16 protein-coding genes are annotated in these 15,637 nt (G+C 73.4%); 4 read left to right on the top strand and 12 right to left on the bottom strand.

Annotated features, from left to right (window positions below; translation table 11 throughout):
• Positions 1 to 83: 83 nt before the first annotated feature.
• From ACFVHI_RS11565 to ACFVHI_RS11555, 3 genes are all read right to left on the bottom strand, one after another.
• Complete coding sequence (locus tag ACFVHI_RS11565) at positions 84 to 182, bottom strand: 30S ribosomal protein bS22 (RefSeq protein WP_003948845.1); 99 nt, start codon at positions 180 to 182, stop codon at positions 84 to 86.
• Positions 183 to 371: 189 nt separating this feature from the next.
• Positions 372 to 581: a helix-turn-helix domain-containing protein gene (locus ACFVHI_RS11560; RefSeq protein WP_063351305.1), complete on the bottom strand. Its 210-nt coding sequence runs from the start codon at positions 579 to 581 to the stop codon at positions 372 to 374.
• 226 nt (positions 582 to 807) lie between these two features.
• Complete coding sequence (locus ACFVHI_RS11555; RefSeq protein ID WP_380338095.1) at positions 808 to 2,004, bottom strand: acetoin utilization protein AcuC; 1,197 nt, start codon at positions 2,002 to 2,004, stop codon at positions 808 to 810.
• 120 nt (positions 2,005 to 2,124) lie between these two features.
• Between ACFVHI_RS11555 and ACFVHI_RS11550 the strand changes: the two genes are divergently transcribed.
• Positions 2,125 to 2,640: a DUF11 domain-containing protein gene (locus tag ACFVHI_RS11550; protein ID WP_063348848.1), complete on the top strand. Its 516-nt coding sequence runs from the start codon at positions 2,125 to 2,127 to the stop codon at positions 2,638 to 2,640.
• Positions 2,641 to 2,668: 28 nt separating this feature from the next.
• Here the strand turns inward: ACFVHI_RS11550 and ACFVHI_RS11545 are convergent, their stop codons facing one another.
• From ACFVHI_RS11545 to proC, 3 genes are all read right to left on the bottom strand, one after another.
• Positions 2,669 to 3,865: an MFS transporter gene (locus ACFVHI_RS11545; protein ID WP_063348847.1), complete on the bottom strand. Its 1,197-nt coding sequence runs from the start codon at positions 3,863 to 3,865 to the stop codon at positions 2,669 to 2,671.
• A 180-nt stretch (positions 3,866 to 4,045) separates the two neighbouring features.
• Positions 4,046 to 4,696 (bottom strand): HAD family hydrolase, encoded by a 651-nt coding sequence (locus tag ACFVHI_RS11540; RefSeq protein WP_380338091.1) that lies wholly within the window; start codon positions 4,694 to 4,696, stop codon positions 4,046 to 4,048.
• 22 nt (positions 4,697 to 4,718) lie between these two features.
• Complete coding sequence (gene proC, locus ACFVHI_RS11535; RefSeq protein WP_063348845.1) at positions 4,719 to 5,546, bottom strand: pyrroline-5-carboxylate reductase; 828 nt, start codon at positions 5,544 to 5,546, stop codon at positions 4,719 to 4,721.
• 165 nt (positions 5,547 to 5,711) lie between these two features.
• Here proC and ACFVHI_RS11530 point away from each other — a divergent pair, with 165 nt between their 5' ends.
• Together ACFVHI_RS11530 and ACFVHI_RS11525 are read left to right on the top strand one after the other, a co-directional pair.
• Complete coding sequence (locus ACFVHI_RS11530) at positions 5,712 to 6,161, top strand: hypothetical protein (protein WP_159398487.1); 450 nt, start codon at positions 5,712 to 5,714, stop codon at positions 6,159 to 6,161.
• A gap of 162 nt (positions 6,162 to 6,323) precedes the next feature.
• Positions 6,324 to 7,706 (top strand): hypothetical protein, encoded by a 1,383-nt coding sequence (locus ACFVHI_RS11525; protein ID WP_380338088.1) that lies wholly within the window; start codon positions 6,324 to 6,326, stop codon positions 7,704 to 7,706.
• Between the two features lie 3 nt (positions 7,707 to 7,709).
• On the opposite strand, the gene ACFVHI_RS11520 is transcribed toward ACFVHI_RS11525, so the two are convergent.
• The 6 genes from ACFVHI_RS11520 to ACFVHI_RS11495 all read right to left on the bottom strand — a co-directional run bounded on the left by ACFVHI_RS11520 (position 7,710) and on the right by ACFVHI_RS11495 (position 14,489).
• Positions 7,710 to 8,240 (bottom strand): hypothetical protein, encoded by a 531-nt coding sequence (locus ACFVHI_RS11520; RefSeq protein WP_380338085.1) that lies wholly within the window; start codon positions 8,238 to 8,240, stop codon positions 7,710 to 7,712.
• A 79-nt stretch (positions 8,241 to 8,319) separates the two neighbouring features.
• Positions 8,320 to 10,164 carry a dihydroxy-acid dehydratase gene (ilvD, locus tag ACFVHI_RS11515; RefSeq protein ID WP_380338082.1) on the bottom strand — a complete coding sequence of 615 codons (1,845 nt, stop codon included), beginning with the start codon at positions 10,162 to 10,164 and terminating at the stop codon, positions 8,320 to 8,322.
• 163 nt (positions 10,165 to 10,327) lie between these two features.
• A complete protein-coding gene (locus ACFVHI_RS11510; RefSeq protein WP_363374858.1) occupies positions 10,328 to 11,095 on the bottom strand; it encodes a class I SAM-dependent methyltransferase in 768 nt (255 codons plus the stop codon).
• A gap of 46 nt (positions 11,096 to 11,141) precedes the next feature.
• Positions 11,142 to 11,969, bottom strand: a complete 828-nt coding sequence (locus ACFVHI_RS11505) for a sugar phosphate isomerase/epimerase (protein ID WP_079136295.1) — start codon at positions 11,967 to 11,969, stop codon at positions 11,142 to 11,144.
• A gap of 608 nt (positions 11,970 to 12,577) precedes the next feature.
• On the bottom strand, positions 12,578 to 13,540 hold the full coding sequence (locus tag ACFVHI_RS11500) for a Ppx/GppA phosphatase family protein (RefSeq protein ID WP_063348839.1): 963 nt from the start codon (positions 13,538 to 13,540) through the stop codon (positions 12,578 to 12,580).
• 97 nt (positions 13,541 to 13,637) lie between these two features.
• Entirely contained in the window at positions 13,638 to 14,489 is an 852-nt protein-coding gene (locus tag ACFVHI_RS11495; RefSeq protein ID WP_063348838.1) for a glycerophosphodiester phosphodiesterase, read from the bottom strand.
• A gap of 267 nt (positions 14,490 to 14,756) precedes the next feature.
• Between ACFVHI_RS11495 and ACFVHI_RS11490 the strand changes: the two genes are divergently transcribed.
• Positions 14,757 to 15,593, top strand: coding sequence for a hypothetical protein (locus ACFVHI_RS11490; RefSeq protein ID WP_063348837.1), 837 nt, complete (start codon positions 14,757 to 14,759; stop codon positions 15,591 to 15,593).
• Positions 15,594 to 15,637 lie beyond the last annotated feature (44 nt).

Genomic DNA, 15,637 nt, shown 5'->3' with positions numbered 1-15,637 from the left:
GCCGTGAAACGACACCGCCCGCCCAGGCCGAGGCCTGGACGGGCGGTGGAAGCGCCGGGCGCGCTGAGCGCGGCCGGGGGCGCTTACTTCTTGTTGCGACGCTGAACGCGGGTCCTCTTCAGAAGCTTGCGGTGCTTCTTCTTGGCCATACGCTTGCGACGCTTCTTGATGACAGAGCCCACGGAACAACCCTCGCTCACTGAGACTCGCGCCCGTGAGAGACGGAGTCCATACGACTGACGGACGGCCTAGCCTACCGTCCACGGGCCCTGGGCCGTAATCGTGCTCCCGGTGACCGGGAAACTCGCGGGGAATCCCCGGCGAACGGGGGTGGGATCCGCAGCTGCGGCCCCACCCCCGCCCACCCGGAACTACGCGCTCTCAAGCCTCACGTAGGACTCCTTGAGGTACTCGTGCACCGCCTGCTGGGGCACCCGGAAGGACCGCCCGACCCTGATGGCCGGCAGCTCTCCGCTGTGCACCAACCGGTACACCGTCATCTTCGACACCCGCATGACCGAGGCAACCTCCGCCACGGTCAGGAAGACGACTTCCTGCAAGGGGCGTTCGCCGGAACTCATGACCATCACCCGACCCTTCACCCGTGTGCAAGGCACCGGCTTCCCCTCCGGTGACTCCACCGGCACACGTGTATCCCCAGAGTAGTTATGGGTGGTACCAGTGGGAAGAGGGGAGGTGCGGTCCTCGTACGGTGAGAGATAGGACTGTTGCAGTACGTAGTCACTCGGCGGAACGCGGGAGCGGGCATACGCACGGCCCACCCGCACCTGGGCCGGGAGGCCGGTCTCAGGCCAGGAGGCCGAGGTGGGGGAACACCGCGCGGCGGCTGGCGAGGATGGCCTGATCGAGTCGGTCGGCCGGATCGTAACCCGCGTCGAAGTCGCGCCAGACCGGTCGGGCGCCGTCGGTCATCCGCAGCGGGGCGGGCCGGCGGGTGCGGCGGTAGACCTCGGCGCGCCAGGACTCGGGGGTCTCGGTGGCCAGGTCGACGGGCCGTCCGGCGGCGGTGGCGACCAGGTGGGTCCAGGTGCGCGGGACGACGTCCACGACGGCGTAGCCGCCCCCGCCGGTGGCGATCCAGCGGCCGCCGGTGAGCTGGTGGGCGAGGTCGTGCAGTTCCTCGGCGATCATCCGCTGGGCGTCCAGCGTGACGGCGAGGTGGGCGAGCGGGTCCTCCAGGTGGGTGTCGGCACCGTGCTGGGTGACCAGGACCTGCGGGCGGAAGGCGGTGAGCAGTTCGGGCACCACGGCGTGGAAGGCGCGCAGCCAGCCGGCGTCGCCGGTGCCGGCCGGCAGCGGCAGGTTGGCGGCGGAGCCGGGGGCGTCCGGGCCGCCGGTCTCGGTGGGCCAGCCGGTCTGCGGGAAGAGCGTGGCGGGGTGCTCGTGGAGCGAGATCGTGAGCACCCTGGGGTCGTTCCAGAAGACCTGCTGGACGCCGTCCCCGTGGTGGACGTCCACGTCGACGTAGGCGACCCGCTCGGCGCCGAGTTCGAGCAGCCGGGCGACGGCCAGCGCCGGGTCGTTGTAGACGCAGAAGCCCGAGGCCTTGGCGGGCATCGCGTGGTGCAGTCCGCCGGCGAAGTTCACCGCGTGCGGGGTCTCCCCGTGCCAGACCGCCTCGGCGGCGGCCACGGACTGACCGGCGATCAGCGCGGAGGCCGAATGGATTGCGGGGAAAGCCCAGTTGTCGTCGGTGCCGAGCCCGTGCCGGGGATCCGACTCGTCGGGGTGGGCGGCGGCGTATTTGACCGCCTCGACGTACTCCCGGGTGTGCACCAGCCGCAGGGTGGACTCGCCGGCGGGCGGTGCGGCCCGCACCGTCACCCCGGGCCCGGCGTCCAGTCCGAGGGCCTCGACCAGGCGCATGGTGAGCGCCAGCCGGGTCGGGTCCATCGGGTGGCCGGGGCCGAAGTCGTAGGCGGTGACGGCCTCGTCCCAGAAGAGGTGCAGGCCGCAGGGGGTGTCACGCTCGGCGTCGGGCATGGCCTCCACCGTAGCGGGTGGGGGTGGCCGGGCCTTGTCCAGGGCGCGCCGGGGGCGGGGCTCAGGGCCCCTGCGGAGGCCCTACAGACAAAACCTTCACGACTTCATATCCTCTCCGCCATGAAGCCATTCAGCGCGCAACGCCTTGGGGTAATTCTCGCTGCATTACTGGGACTTGGCCTGCTCTTTGCCGCCCAGCCGGCCTCCGCCGCGGTTAGCGGCAGCTCGTTCGCCGTCGACAAGAAGACGGCGGCACCGGGCGACCAGCTGACCCTGACGCTCTCGCTCACCAACACCGAGACCACCGACATCTACTTCGCCTACGAGTACATCCAGCCGATCTGGCCGGCCAACCAGCAGGCCGGCGCGTTCACGGTCACCGGGTGCTCCGGTGACTCCACCGACTGCGCCTTCGGCGGGAACAACGCGAACTTCCACTTCCGGGCGCCGATCGCCCCGGGCGAGACCCGCACCGTCGCGGTCACCGTCCAGATCACCTCGGCCCCGACCTGGACCGGGCCGTACACCCTGAACTGGGCACCGTACGTCTACTACGAGTACTACCAGTCGGGCGGTGGCATCAAGGACCAGCTGTGGGCCAACGGCCTGCCCGAGCTGGCCACCGTGATCGGCTGACCTCCCTTCCCGCCCCAGCTCGCCCCCGTCACACCCTGGCGGGGGCGAGCGCCGGCGCCGGGGCGAAGCGCTCGGCCAGCGGCAGGACGGCGAGCACCAGCAGCATCGGGGCGAGCAGCGCCCAGCGGTACGAACTCGCGTCGGCGATCGTCCCGACCAGCGGCGAACCGATCAGGAAACCCACGTAGTTGAAGAGGTTCAGCCGGGCCACCGCGGCGTCCGAGTCGGCCGGGAACAGCCGGCCCCCGGCCGCGAACACCTGCGGGATGATCGCGCAGATGCCGAAGCCGAGCACGGTGAAACCGGCGATCCCCACCCAGGCGGTGGGCGCGGCGGCGGCCAGCGCGAAGCCGAGCGCGGCCAGCCCGGCACCGGCCCGGACCACCGGGACGGCGCCCCAGCGCTGCACGGCGCGGTCGCCCAGCGCGCGGCCCAGCAGCATCGCGACCATGTAGCCGAGGTAGGACAGCTTGGCGACGTCCGCGGCGCTGCCCAGGCCGTCGGTGAGGTACTTGACGCTGTAGTTGGAGACCGAGGCGTCGGCGATGTACGCGAACGCCATCGCCAGGCACAGCGGCAGCAGCGGCCGCCAGGGGATGGACCGCGCGGCGGCCTCGGCGGCCTCCCGTACGGCGTCCCCGAGTTCGGCCGGTCCGGCGAATCGGGTGCCGGTCAGCAGGGCCAGCGGGACGATCACCGCCGCGGCCGTGCCGAACAGCACTGGCAGGCCGAGGTCGTAGTGCGAGCCGAGGCCGGCGAGGGCCGCCCCGAGGATGCCGCCGAGGCTGAACGCGGCGTGGAAGCCGATCATGATCGAGCGGCCGTAGCGGTGCTGCAGGCCCACCCCCAGCATGTTCATACTCGCGTCGAGCGCGCCCACCAGCAGGCCGAACACCCCGAGCGCGACGGCGAGTTGCCAGAGCGTGTCGCCGAGGCCGGCGCCCGCGAGGCTGAGGCAGACCAGCGGCTGGACGACCCGCAGCACGGCCCGCGCGCCGGTGCGCTTCACCAGCTGCTCGGAGGTGATCGAGCCGACCCCGGCGAGGATCGGCACCGCGGCCAGGAACAGCGGCAGCAGCGCGTCGCTCAGCCCGTACCGGTGCTGGATCTCCGGGATGCAGGTGACCAGCAGCGCGAAGGTGGTGCCCTGGAGCAGGAAGCTGACGGCGAGCGCGGCCCGCCCGGCGCGCAGGCCGGGCGGGATCGCGGGTGACGCGGCACTCATGACGGACCTCGCTACTGGCCGGTACGACGATGTTGGCGAGAGCGTAGGCGGTGGACCGCGATTGCGGGAGGGGTCGCGCAGGGACTTTCCTCCGTCGGGCACCAGGCCGCGCGGAACGGGTCGGGACAGGACGGGTCAGAGCGGAACGGGTCAGAGCAGGGCGGGTCAGAGCAGGGCGGGTCAGAGCAGGACGGTGACCTCGGAGAGGTCGGCGATCAGCCCGGTGGCCCCGGCGGCGGTCAGCTTCGCCGGGTCGGTGAGCGCGGTGTAGCCGTACACGTCCATGCCCGCGGCCCGGGCCGCCAGCACGCCGTTGGGGCTGTCCTCGACGACCAGGCAGCGGGCCGGGTCGACGCCGAGGGTACGGGCGGCGTGCAGGAAGAGGTCCGGCGCGGGCTTGCCCACGCCGACGTCCTGGGCGCTGAAGATCCGCTCCTCGGCGACGTACCCGCGCAGGCCGGTGACGTCCAGCGCGGTGCGGATCCACACGTGGTGCGCCGAGGAGGCCAGGCAGTAGGGGACGGAGCGCTGCCGCAGTTCCTTCAGCAGCTGCTCCGCACCCCGGACGGCCGTCAGCTCGGTGCCGAACGCGTCGAAGACCCGGCCGTGGAACAGCTCGTCGAAGCCCTCCGGCAACGTCGCGCCGTCGTGCCGCTCGGCGATCACGTCGTGGATGCGGTGGGCGGCGCAGCCCATGAAGTCCCGGTAGGAGTCCTCGACCGTGGTCGGGTAGCCGAGTTCGGTCAGGTACGCGGCCAGCACCCGGTTGGAGAGCGGCTCGCTGTCCACCAGGACACCGTCGTTGTCGAAGATCACCAGGTCGTAGGCCATGCCGTCGAGCCTACCCAGTCGGCTACTTGCCCCCGGAGGCGAGCTCCCGGGAGCGGTCCCGGGCCGCCTCCAGGGCGCCCAGCAGCGCGGCCCGCACCCCGTGGTTCTCCAGCTCGCGGATGGCCGCGATCGTGGTGCCGGCCGGGGAGGTGACGGCCTCGCGCAGCTTCACCGGGTGCTCGCCGGAGTCGCGCAGCATCACCGAGGCGCCGATCGCGGACTGCACGATCAGGTCGTGCGCCACCTGCCGGGGCAGGCCGAGCAGGATGCCGGCGTCGGTCATCGCCTCGACCAGGAAGTAGAAGTAGGCCGGGCCGGAGCCGGAGAGCGCGGTGGCCGCGTCCTGCTGGGCCTCGGGCAGCCGCAGCGCCTTGCCGACCGAGCTGAAGATCTCCTCGGCCCGCTCCAGGTGCTCCTCGGTGGCGTGCGAGCCGCCGGAGATGACGCTCATCCCCTCGTCCACCAGGACCGGCGTGTTGGGCATCACCCGGACCACCGGGGTGCCGGCCGCCAGCCGCTCCTCGAACCAGGCGGTGGGGATGCCGGCCGCGGCCGAGATCACCAGCCGGTCCGCGCCGACGTGCGGGGCCAGCTCCTCCAGCAGGGTGCCCATGTCCTGCGGCTTGACGGCGAGGATCAGGGTGTCGGCGAGCTTGGCGGCCTCGGCGTTGGAGGCGGCCACCACGCCGTAGCGGGCGGCGAGTTCGGCGGCGCGCTCGGGGCGGCGGGCGGTCACCAGGACGTCCGCCGGGTCCTTGCCGGCCCGCAGCAGGCCGGAGAGCAGGGCCTCGCCGATCTTGCCCGTGCCCAGGAAGGCGATCTTCTGTCCGTGTGCTGCGCTGGCGCCCATGGCCGCTCCTTACCTCGGTACTGCGGCCATCCTCGCACCGCACGGGGGCACCCGCCGGGACCGTCCAGCCCGTGGTCGACGACGAGTTGCCCGACCTCGTCCCTAGGGAGAATCTCGGGGGTTTCCCCTATGGCCTCCGGCGCCGCGCGGGAGCACCGTGGAGTCATGGCACACGACGAAATGTCCCGACGTGAGAACCGGCAACTCGCCGTCGCCTCGGCGACCGTGGGACCGTGGCGGACGGCCGCGGGGGTCGGTGCGGTGGTGGGTGCGACCGCCCTGGGGATCGACGCGATCTCCGGGCACTGGTCACTGGGCATGCTGGCCGGGCCGGCCGGCTGGGCCCTGTTCTTCTTCTTCCTGGTCGGCACCGTCGGCGGGCAGCTGCGCCGCGACACCTCCGAACGGCGGCTGCGCCGCTGGGCGAACGACCACCCGTGGCAGTCGGCCCTCCCGGCGGCCGGCGGACTGCTGGTGCTGGACATGCTGGCGCAGCTGCTGCTCGGGGACGCGGGCCTTTTCGGCGCGTTCTTCCTGGCGCTGCTGCCGGCCGGCATCCTGCTGGCCGTCGCCGGGATCGTGGGGTCGGTGAAGCAGGCCCGCACCAAGGACTGACGCCCCCGCAGGGCGGCCCGGACTCGACCGGACCCGGCCGGAACGGAACGGAACGGAATAGAACGGAACAGACCGGGACGGATCGCCGCGCCCGCGCACGAGTTCACCACAAGGTGTGCCCCCGATCGACGAATCGTCACACCCCGTCGGCATACTGGCGCGATGCCGATAGCCGAAGATCCACAACCGCGCCCCGCCGAGGGCCGTGAGCCGGGCGGGTCCGACCCGTCCGGAGCGGGTGAGAAGGACCCGTTCGCCGACCTCGTCCTGGACGAGGAGTTCGTCAAGGGGGCCGCCGTCACCGAGCAGTCCGGGCGCACCCGGATGCTGGCCGCCCGATGGAAGCACACCCCGCCGGTCGACCCGGGCGGCCGCCGCTCGGTCAACGACGGCCCGGCCAAGGCCGGCCGCCGGTTCGGCCGCACGCCGAAGCCCCCGGTGACCGACCCCTGGGGCAACCCGCGCCCGCGCCGCCGCCGGCTGGACTGGCGCGCGCCGCTGTACGTCGTGCTGACCATCGCGGTGCTGCTCGCGGCCCTGAACCTCGACGGGCTGCGCAGCTGGTACTCCGACCACTACGGCGGGGGCTCCTCGAACGCCCATACCCCCGTGCCCACCGTCGCCCCGGAGACGGCCCAGCCGACCGCCGCGCCGCCGAAGGTCGACGAGCAGCAGCCGACCGTGGACCACCCGTGGGCCGGTTCCGTCGCCGAGGGCTGGCCGAGCGGCGCGGAGGCCTTCGTCCTGCCCGACGCCCGGGCCACCGGCGTGTTCTCCGCCGAACAGGTCGGTACCCAGCTGCAGTTGGTCAAGGACTACCTGACCGCCGCCAACCTGGACCCGCAGGTGATCGCGGGCGGCCGGCCGGAAGCCGCCCTGGCGCTGCTGGACCGGGAGGACCGGGACCGCGCGATCAACGCGCTGGCCAACCCCGCCAAGGACACCGACCCGACCACCTGGTTCAGCCGCTTCGACCAGCGCGAGGCCGTCCAGGTGGGCGACACGGTCAAGGTGCAGGGCCGGATCACCTTCGAGGGCGACGGGGACAAGGGCCTCCTCGTCCACGCCGACTTCAGCTACGTGTACGCGATGCGCCCCGGCCCGGACGCCGCCAAGCGCGCCGCGTCACCCCAGCCGCCGACGGGCGGGCAGCCGCCGACGAAGCCGGCCGCGCCGAAGGACGGCACGGCCAAGCCGGTGGGTCTGCTGGTGCCGGTGGGTCTGCTGGTGCCGGCGGCCGACGTGGCCGGGGACACCTGGACCACGCGCACGATCGTGCGCCGGGTCGAGAACTTCCGCTTCTACGACCCGGCCCGCTACCGGGTCAACCCGAAGAAGCTCGTGTTCGGCGAGGGCGGCGGGTCGGAGTCCGCCAACTCGTCCTGCGACGTCTACGACGGCTACTACCACCCGGAGTTCGACCAGTTCGCGGCGCAGTCGCCGGACGCCCCGGGCAGCCGTCCGACCGGCCCCACGACCGACCCGTACGACCGCCGCAAGGACCTGTCGACCCGCGACGAGTGCGGCGCGGCCAGCCGCCTCTGAGGCTCAGCCCCGGCGCTTGCCCCGGCCCGGCGCCTTGGCGCCGGGCCGGCCGCTGCGGCCCGCCTGGCGCTTCTCGTACTGGGCGACGGCCCGCTCGTACGAGGAGCGCCTGACCGCCTCGCCGGGGGCCTCGACCAGGCTGCGGGCGAAGTAGGCGGCCAGGCTGCCGGCGCCGCCGATGAGCCAGACCGCGCCGAGCGACTTGTCCTCGGCCATCCAGCCGCTCAGCTGGTCCTTGCCCTCGGTGAGGACCTTCCAGGTGCGCATGACGCACATCATCGAGCAGACCGCGATCGCGGCCGTCAGCAGCCCGTTCAGGAAGCCGCCGCCGTCGGAGAGGGCGACGCCCTCGACCCCGAAGCGCAGCAGCAGGACGGCGACGGCGGTCGCGACCAGCGCACCGGCCGACACGGCGACGCGGCGCAGCCAGTAGCCGTTGTCCCGGTTCACCCAGCTGGTGCCGAACCAGCGGATCGGCTCCGGCTCGGGGGCGCCGGCGGGCTTGGGTGCGGGGGTGGGGGGCTGCTCGCTCACGGGGTCGATTATCACCCAACGCGCGAGGAGCCGCCCCGGCCTGCGGGACGGCTCCTGCGGTGCTGCGGTGCCGCGGGGCTCAGCCGAGCTTGGTGACATCGCGGACGGCGCCCTTGTCGGCGGAGGTGGCCATCGCGGCGTAGGCGCGCAGGGCCTGGCTGACCTGGCGGTCGCGGTTCTTCGGGCGGTAGCCGCCCGCGGCCTCCAGGGCGCGGCGGCGCTCGGCCAGGACCTCGTCGGGCACCTCCAGGGAGATGCTCCGGCCGGGGATGTCGATGGCGATGGTGTCGCCGTCCTCGACCAGGGCGATGGTGCCGCCGGAGGCGGCCTCCGGGGAGGCGTGGCCGATGGACAGGCCGGAGGTGCCGCCGGAGAAGCGGCCGTCGGTGACCAGCGCGCAGGCCTTGCCGAGGCCGCGGCCCTTGAGGAAGGACGTCGGGTAGAGCATCTCCTGCATGCCCGGGCCGCCCTTGGGGCCCTCGTAGCGGATGACGACGACGTCGCCCTCCTTGACCCGCTTGGCGAGGATCGCCTCGACGGCGTCGTCCTGGGACTCGACGACCACGGCCGGGCCGCTGAAGGTCCAGATCGACTCGTCGACGCCGGCGGTCTTCACGATGCAGCCGTCCTCGGCGAGGTTGCCGTGCAGGACGGCGAGGCCGCCCTCGAGCGAGTAGGCGTGCTCGACGCTGCGGATGCAGCCCTTGGCGGCGTCGGTGTCCAGCGACTCCCAGCGCTCGGACTGCGAGAAGGCCTCGGCGGAGCGGACGCAGCCGGGGGCGGCGTGCCACAGTTCGACGGCCTCGGCGGAGGGCGAACCGCCGCGCACGTCCCAGGTCTTGAGCCACTCGGCGAGCGAGTCGGAGTGGACGGTGTGGACGTCCTCGTTGAGCATTCCGCCGCGGTACAGCTCGCCGAGGATGGCGGGGACGCCGCCGGCCCGGTGCACGTCCTCCATGTAGTACGAGCCGTTGGGCGCGACCTTGGACAGGCAGGGCACCCGGCGGGAGACGGCGTCAATGGCCCGCAGGTCGAAGTCCAGCTCGGCCTCCTGGGCGGCGGCGAGCAGATGCAGGATGGTGTTGGTCGAGCCGCCCATGGCGATGTCCAGGGCCATGGCGTTCTCGAAGGCGGCGCGGGTGGCGATCGCGCGGGGCAGCACCGAGGCGTCGTCCTGGCCGTAGTGGCGGTCCGCGATCTCGACGACCGCCCGCCCGGCCCGCTCGTACAGGGCCTTGCGGGCGGTGTGGGTGGCGAGGACGGAGCCGTTGCCGGGCAGCGAGAGGCCGATGGCCTCGGTGAGGCAGTTCATCGAGTTGGCGGTGAACATGCCGGAGCACGAGCCGCAGGTGGGGCAGGCGTTCTCCTCGATGATCGCGATGTCCTCGTCGGAGACGTTCTCGTTGGCCGCCTGGGAGATCGCGTCGATCAGGTCGAGCCTGCGCACGGTGCCGTCGACGAGGGTGGCCTTGCCGGCCTCCATCGGGCCGCCGGAGACGAAGACGGTCGGGATGTTCAGGCGCAGCGCGGCCATCAGCATGCCCGGGGTGATCTTGTCGCAGTTGGAGATGCAGATCAGCGCGTCGGCGCAGTGCGCGTTGACCATGTACTCGACCGAGTCGGCGATCAGGTCGCGCGAGGGCAGCGAGTAGAGCATGCCGCCGTGGCCCATCGCGATGCCGTCGTCCACGGCGATGGTGTTGAACTCGCGCGGGATGCCGCCCGCCTGCTTGATCGCCTCGGAGACGATCCGGCCGACCGGCTGGAGGTGGGTGTGGCCCGGGACGAACTCGGTGAAGGAGTTGGCGACCGCGATGATCGGCTTGCCGAAGTCCTCGCGGGCTACGCCGGCGGCCCGGAGAAGCGCCCGGGCGCCTGCCATGTTGCGACCGTGGGTGACCGTACGGGACCTCAGCTCGGGCACTGTGCTCCACTCCTTCGGGGCTCTCGCCGGCGCCCCGCCGGTAGGAGGGTGCGGGGGCCGCTGTGGCTACCGAGCCTACGCCCGCCGTCCAGGCGGCGGACGGTCCGTCCGCGATGCGGGCACGCGGGCGGGCCGTCCGGGCGCGGGTCGGGCAAGGCGCAGGTCAGGCCGGGGTGATCCCCACCGCCAGCTCCAGGACGTAGGGCTCGACCACCCAGCCGTCGGGGAACTCGGCGATCATCGCCTGCCGCTCGACGGCCAGCACCGGTTCGCGCTCGGCGGGGGACAGCGCGGCCATGAACGAGCGGGAGACCAGGTCGTCGAGCACGTGGTCGACGGTGGCCCGCCGCTCCCAGCGCAGCACCGCGCGTTCGACCGTCAGCCCGGCCGGGGCGAGGAGGGCGGTGAACTCGGCGACCCGGCCGTAGCCGTGGTAGTTGGGCAGCGCGGCGCTCAGCCGCTCCACCCGGGCCCGGACCCAGGGCACGGTCTCGTCGTGCACGTTCCACCAGACGGCGAGGGCGCCGCCGGGCCGCAGCACCCGGATCGCCTCGGGGATGGCCCGTTCGGTGCGGGTCCAGTGGAAGGACTGGGCGTAGCTGATCAGGTCCGCGGAGTCGTCGTGGAACGGCAGTTCGTCACCGCCGGCCCTGACCAGCGGCAGGCCCGGCGAGGAGGCCAGGAACTGGGCGGCCATGCCCGCGTTGGGCTCCACCGCGACGACGTCGGCGCCGCGCGCGGCCAGCAGCCGGGTGGCGATGCCGGTGCCGGCGCCGATGTCCAGCACCCGGGCGCCCTTGAGGCTGCGGCCGGACAACCGCTCCAGCGCCTCGAACAGCCCGTCCGGGTAGCCGGGGCGGCCCCGGTCGTACTCGGCGGCAACCCCGCCGAAGCTCTCGGCGATCTCCCGGAAGCCCTGTTGATCCGTCATCTCTCCCCCTACCCAAGGAAGTTCGCACCCAGCCGGGCGCGGCTCCTCAGCGTACGCGCGAGGGGGTGGCCAGGTGCAAGCGGGTGAAGGCGAGCGCCTCGGCCAGGTCGGCCTCGCGTTCGGCGGGGGACGCGGAGCGGCGGGTGTTGACCTCCAGCACCACGTGGCCGTCGAAACCGGTACGGGCCAGGTGCTCCAGCAGTTCGGCACAGGGCTGCTTGCCGCGGCCCGGGATCAGGTGTTCGTCCTTGCCGGAGCCGCTGCCGTCGGCGAGGTGGATGTGGGCGAGCCGGTCGCCCATCCGCTCGACCATGGCGAACGCGTCGATCCGGGAGGTGGCGACGTGCGAGAGGTCGATGGTGAAGTGCCGGTACTCCTCGTCGGTGACGTCCCAGCCCGGCGCGTAGGCCAGCACCTCGCGGTCGCGGTAGCGCCACGGGTACATGTTCTCCACCGCGAAGCGGACGTCGGTCTCGCCCGCCATCCGGTTGATGCCCGTCACGAAGTCCCGGGCGTACTGGCGCTGCCAGCGGAACGGCGGGTGGACCACGACGGCGCTCGCGCCGAGCTTCTCGGCCGCCGCCCGGGCCCGGACCAGCTTGGTCCACGGGTCGGTGGTCCACACCCGCTGGGTGATCAGCAGGCAGGGCGCGTGCACGGCCAGGATCGGCAGCTGGTGGGCGTCGGAGAGCCGGCGCAGGGCGTCGATGTCCTGGCTGACCGGGTCGTTCCAGACCATCACCTCGACCCCGTCGTAGCCGAGCTTGGCGGCCAGCTCGAAGGCGACGGCGGTGCCCGCCGGGTACACCGACGCGGTGGACAGGACCACCTTGGTGTCGGGGATGTGCAGGGCCGGGTGCGAGGGCAGCACCAGCCGGTCGGTGGTGCGCAGCAGCGGCGGGCGGGCGGCGTCGCGCCGGGCGGCCTTGACCGAGCGCACCGACTGGACGGCGGCCTTGGCGGCGCCGGCGGCCCGGGCGGTACGGGTCTCCCGGGGGGCGGCTGTCGCGGCGGCCTTCCGCGTCCCGGGCTTCCGCGCTTCGGGCTTCGCCCCGGCGGGCTTCCTCGCTTCGGGCTTCCTCGCTTCGGGCTTCGTCCCGGCAGGCTTCGTCCCGGCGGTCGTCTTCGCCTCGGACGTGTCCCCCGCGGGCGTCTTCGCCTCGGGCACGGACGGCTGCTCGGCGGCCTTGCGCGCCGCGCTCTTGCGCCCGGTGCGCCGGGCCGCCTCGACGGCCTTCGCGGCCTGCGCCCCGGTGGCACCCTTGACGGCCTTGCCGAGTTTGCGGCGCGGGCCGTCCGGCCGCGGCTGCCCGTCCCCGGGAGCGCGGCCCTCCCGCGTCCCGTCCTCACCCGCTGGTTGCGCCACGGGAGACAGCGTAAGCGGACCGCGCTCCGAACGGGACCGGATCCCCGGCCGGCCCCGGCGGGAGCCGCCGGACGGGCCATGGGGCCCACGGTGTGGAGCCCTGCGGCGCGCGGGCCCTACGGGGTGAGGGCCGGGCGGCGGCGGTCGGCGGCGCCGTCCATGGCGTCCAGGCGGCGCAGGATGATGCCCTCGCGCAGCGCCCACGGGCAGACGTCCAGCTCGTCGAGGCCGAACAGGTCCATCGCGGCGTCCGCGACCAGTGCCCCGGCCAGCAGCTGCTTGGCGCGGCCCTCGGAGACGCCGGGGATCCGCGCCCGTTCCTCGACGGTCATCGAGGACAGTCGCGGCAGCCAGGCGGACAGCCCGCTGCGGGTGAGCCGGCGGTCGGCGTACGGGCCGGCGTCGGCGGGGGCGGCGCCGGTCATCCGGGCCAGCTGCTTGAAGGTCTTGGAGGTGGCGACGGCGTGCTGCGGCGCGCCGAGCCGGGCGACCTCGCCCACGACGGTGGCCATCTCGGCCCGGATGTGGCGTCTCAGCCCGCGCAGCCCCTCCGGGTCGGCGATGTCGCCGGGCAGCCAGCGGGCGGTGAGCCGGCCGGCGCCCAGCGGCAGCGAGCAGGCGACGTCGGGCTGCTCGTCCTGACCGCAGGCGATCTCCAGCGAGCCGCCGCCGATGTCCAGGTTGAGCAGTCGGCCCGAGGACCAGCCGAACCAGCGCCGGACGGCCAGGAAGGTGAGCCGGGCCTCGTCCTGCCCGGACAGCACCCGCAGCTCCACCCCGGTCTCGGTGGCGACCCGGCGCAGCACCTCCTCGCCGTTGGCGGCCTCCCGGACGGCGGAGGTGGCGAACGGCAGGATGTCGACGACGCCCTTGTCCTCCGCGACCCGCAGCGACGAGGCGATGTGGCCGACCAGCCGCTCGACGCCTGCCTCGCTTATCGCGCCGTCGTCGTCGAGCAGTTCGGCCAGCCGCAGCTCGGCCTTGTGCGAGTACGCGGGCAGCGGGGCGGCACCCGGATGGGCGTCCACCACGAGGAAGTGGACGGTGTTGGAACCTACGTCGAGTACACCGAGTCGCATAACTCTCCACGCTACGCGATCCGGCCCCGGGCGAAACCGGTCTCGACCGTCTTCACACTGGTCCCGCCCGTACCCCGCCTCCGGCGACCGGACGCCCTCAGTGGCCGCGCGGTCCGGCCCGGCGCTCGGGGCGGCAGTTGGTGTCCACCCAGCGGCGGGCCCGGCCCGGGGTGTCCGTGATCAGGCCGTCCGCGTCCCGGGCCGACATCAGCTGCCAGGACTCCTCGTCGTCGAGCGTCCAGACGTACACCTCGCGGCCCGCCTTGCGCTCGGCGGCGATCCGGGAGGCGCTGGCCAGCGCCGCGTCCAGGGCGATGCCGCGCAGCGGCAGGTCGCCCGGGTCCTCGGCGATCGCGGAGCCCTGGATCAGCACGACCGGCAGGGCGGGCGCGGCGGCGTGGGCCTGGCGCAGGTGCTCCGCCGAGAACGAGTAGAGGACGACCCTGGCACCGCTGGCGGCGGCGATCCGGGCGATCCGGGTGACGTCCTCGGCGCGCTGCCACTTGATCTCCATCAGCAGGGTGGCGTTGCTGTCGGAGAGGCGCTTGAGCAGTTCCTGGAGGGTGGGGACGGGCTCGGTGGGGCCGGGGCCGACGGTCACTCCCAGGGCGGCGATCTGGGCGGCGGTGAGGTCGGCGACGGCGCCCTTGCCGTTGGTGGTGCGGTCCACCGTGGGGTCGTGCATCAGCACCGGGACGCCGTCCCTGGTGGTCTGGACGTCGGTCTCCAGCCAGTCGGCGCCCTGGTCGAGGGCGGTTTCGAAGGAGGCCATGGTGTTCTCGGGGGCGTTGCGCGGGGCGCCCCGGTGACCGATCACCACCGGGGCGTCGCACAGCGGAGCGGCGGCGGCCGTCCGGGCCCGCAGCGCGGGCGCGGAGGCGCACCCGGCGGCCAGGACCGCGAGGGCGGCGAGGACGGCCGTGTGGGCGGCGCGGGGCGAGGCGGTCACGGCTCGGTGCTCCAGTGGTGATCCGGGGTGTTCCAGGGCATCCAATACGGGTCAACGCGAGATCATCAAACTGATCTGACAACCCGACAGCGCCGTCTGGTTCCCTCCAGCCTGCGGTCGGCCGGCCCTCGCCGACGCCACGGCGCACCCCGGATCACCCGGACGGGTCCCGGCCGGCCGGCCCGAAGGCTCTACCCTTGCCGGGTGGCACCAGCAGAAACGTCCAAGAAGAAGTCCAAGGCCTCCCCCGCCCCCGTCGACCTGGCGATGCCGACCCTGCGCGGCGAGAGCCCGCTCGGCGGGATCCCCCGTGACGAGGTCCCGCTCGACTTCCCGCGCGCCTGGGTCGAGTTCGCCGACCCCGACGACGAGGAGCAGGTGTTCCGCTGTGACCTCACCTGGCTGACCTCCCGCTGGGGTTGCGTCTTCGGCCAGGGCTGCCACGGCATCCGCGAGGGCCGCGGCGAGTCGGACGGCTGCTGCACGCTGGGCGCGCACTACTCGGACGAGGACGACGAGAAGCGCGTCCTCGGCCACGCGGCGCGGCTGACGCCCGAGCTGTGGGAGAACTTCGCGCACGGCACCGACGCCGCGGGCCGGATCACGTCCGACGGCGGCATCACCATGCTCGACGAGGACGGCGACCGACAGACCCGCCGGGTCGGCGGGGCGTGCATCTTCGTGAACAGCCCCGGCTTCGCGGGCGGCGCCGGCTGCGCGCTGCACGCGCTGGCGCTCAAGGAGGGCCGGGAGCCGCTGGAGACGAAGCCGGACGTCTGCTGGCAGCTGCCGGTCCGCCGCACCTACGACTGGATCGACCGGCCGGACGACACCCGCTACCTCCAGGTCTCGATCGGCGAGTACGACCGCCGCGGCTGGGGCCCGGGCGGCCACGACCTGCACTGGTGGTGCACCGGCAGCCCGGCGGCGCACCAGGGGCCGGACCCGGTGTACGTCAGCTACCGCCCCGAGCTGACCGAGCTGATGGGCAAGGCGGCGTACGACGTGCTGGCCGGCCTGTGCGCGGAGCGGATCGCCACCAAGGGCGACCGCAAGGTGGCCCCGCACCCGGCCGACCCGGCCAAGCGGCCGAAGAAGGGCTGAGCCCGGGAAGCACCGGGCCCGAAAAGCACGGGACCTGCGCAGGC

Source organism: Kitasatospora sp. NPDC127121, from assembly GCF_042677305.1.
In the GTDB taxonomy this organism is placed as follows: domain Bacteria; phylum Actinomycetota; class Actinomycetes; order Streptomycetales; family Streptomycetaceae; genus Kitasatospora.
This window is presented reverse-complemented; position numbering and strand designations above follow the sequence as displayed.

Excerpts from the sequence above, each read along its gene's own strand:
- ACFVHI_RS11560 (WP_063351305.1), bottom strand. The coding sequence starts at position 581 with ATGAGTTCCGGCGAACGCCCCTTGCAGGAAGTCGTCTTCCTGACCGTG.
- ACFVHI_RS11555 (WP_380338095.1), bottom strand. The coding sequence starts at position 2,004 with ATGCCCGACGCCGAGCGTGACACCCCCTGCGGCCTGCACCTCTTCTGG.
- ACFVHI_RS11550 (WP_063348848.1), top strand. The coding sequence starts at position 2,125 with ATGAAGCCATTCAGCGCGCAACGCCTTGGGGTAATTCTCGCTGCATTA.
- ACFVHI_RS11545 (WP_063348847.1), bottom strand. The coding sequence starts at position 3,865 with ATGAGTGCCGCGTCACCCGCGATCCCGCCCGGCCTGCGCGCCGGGCGG.
- ACFVHI_RS11540 (WP_380338091.1), bottom strand. The coding sequence starts at position 4,696 with ATGGCCTACGACCTGGTGATCTTCGACAACGACGGTGTCCTGGTGGAC.
- proC (WP_063348845.1), bottom strand. The coding sequence starts at position 5,546 with ATGGGCGCCAGCGCAGCACACGGACAGAAGATCGCCTTCCTGGGCACG.
- ACFVHI_RS11530 (WP_159398487.1), top strand. The coding sequence starts at position 5,712 with ATGGCACACGACGAAATGTCCCGACGTGAGAACCGGCAACTCGCCGTC.
- ACFVHI_RS11525 (WP_380338088.1), top strand. The coding sequence starts at position 6,324 with ATGCCGATAGCCGAAGATCCACAACCGCGCCCCGCCGAGGGCCGTGAG.
- ACFVHI_RS11510 (WP_363374858.1), bottom strand. The coding sequence starts at position 11,095 with ATGACGGATCAACAGGGCTTCCGGGAGATCGCCGAGAGCTTCGGCGGG.
- ACFVHI_RS11500 (WP_063348839.1), bottom strand. The coding sequence starts at position 13,540 with ATGCGACTCGGTGTACTCGACGTAGGTTCCAACACCGTCCACTTCCTC.
- ACFVHI_RS11490 (WP_063348837.1), top strand. The coding sequence starts at position 14,757 with ATGCCGACCCTGCGCGGCGAGAGCCCGCTCGGCGGGATCCCCCGTGAC.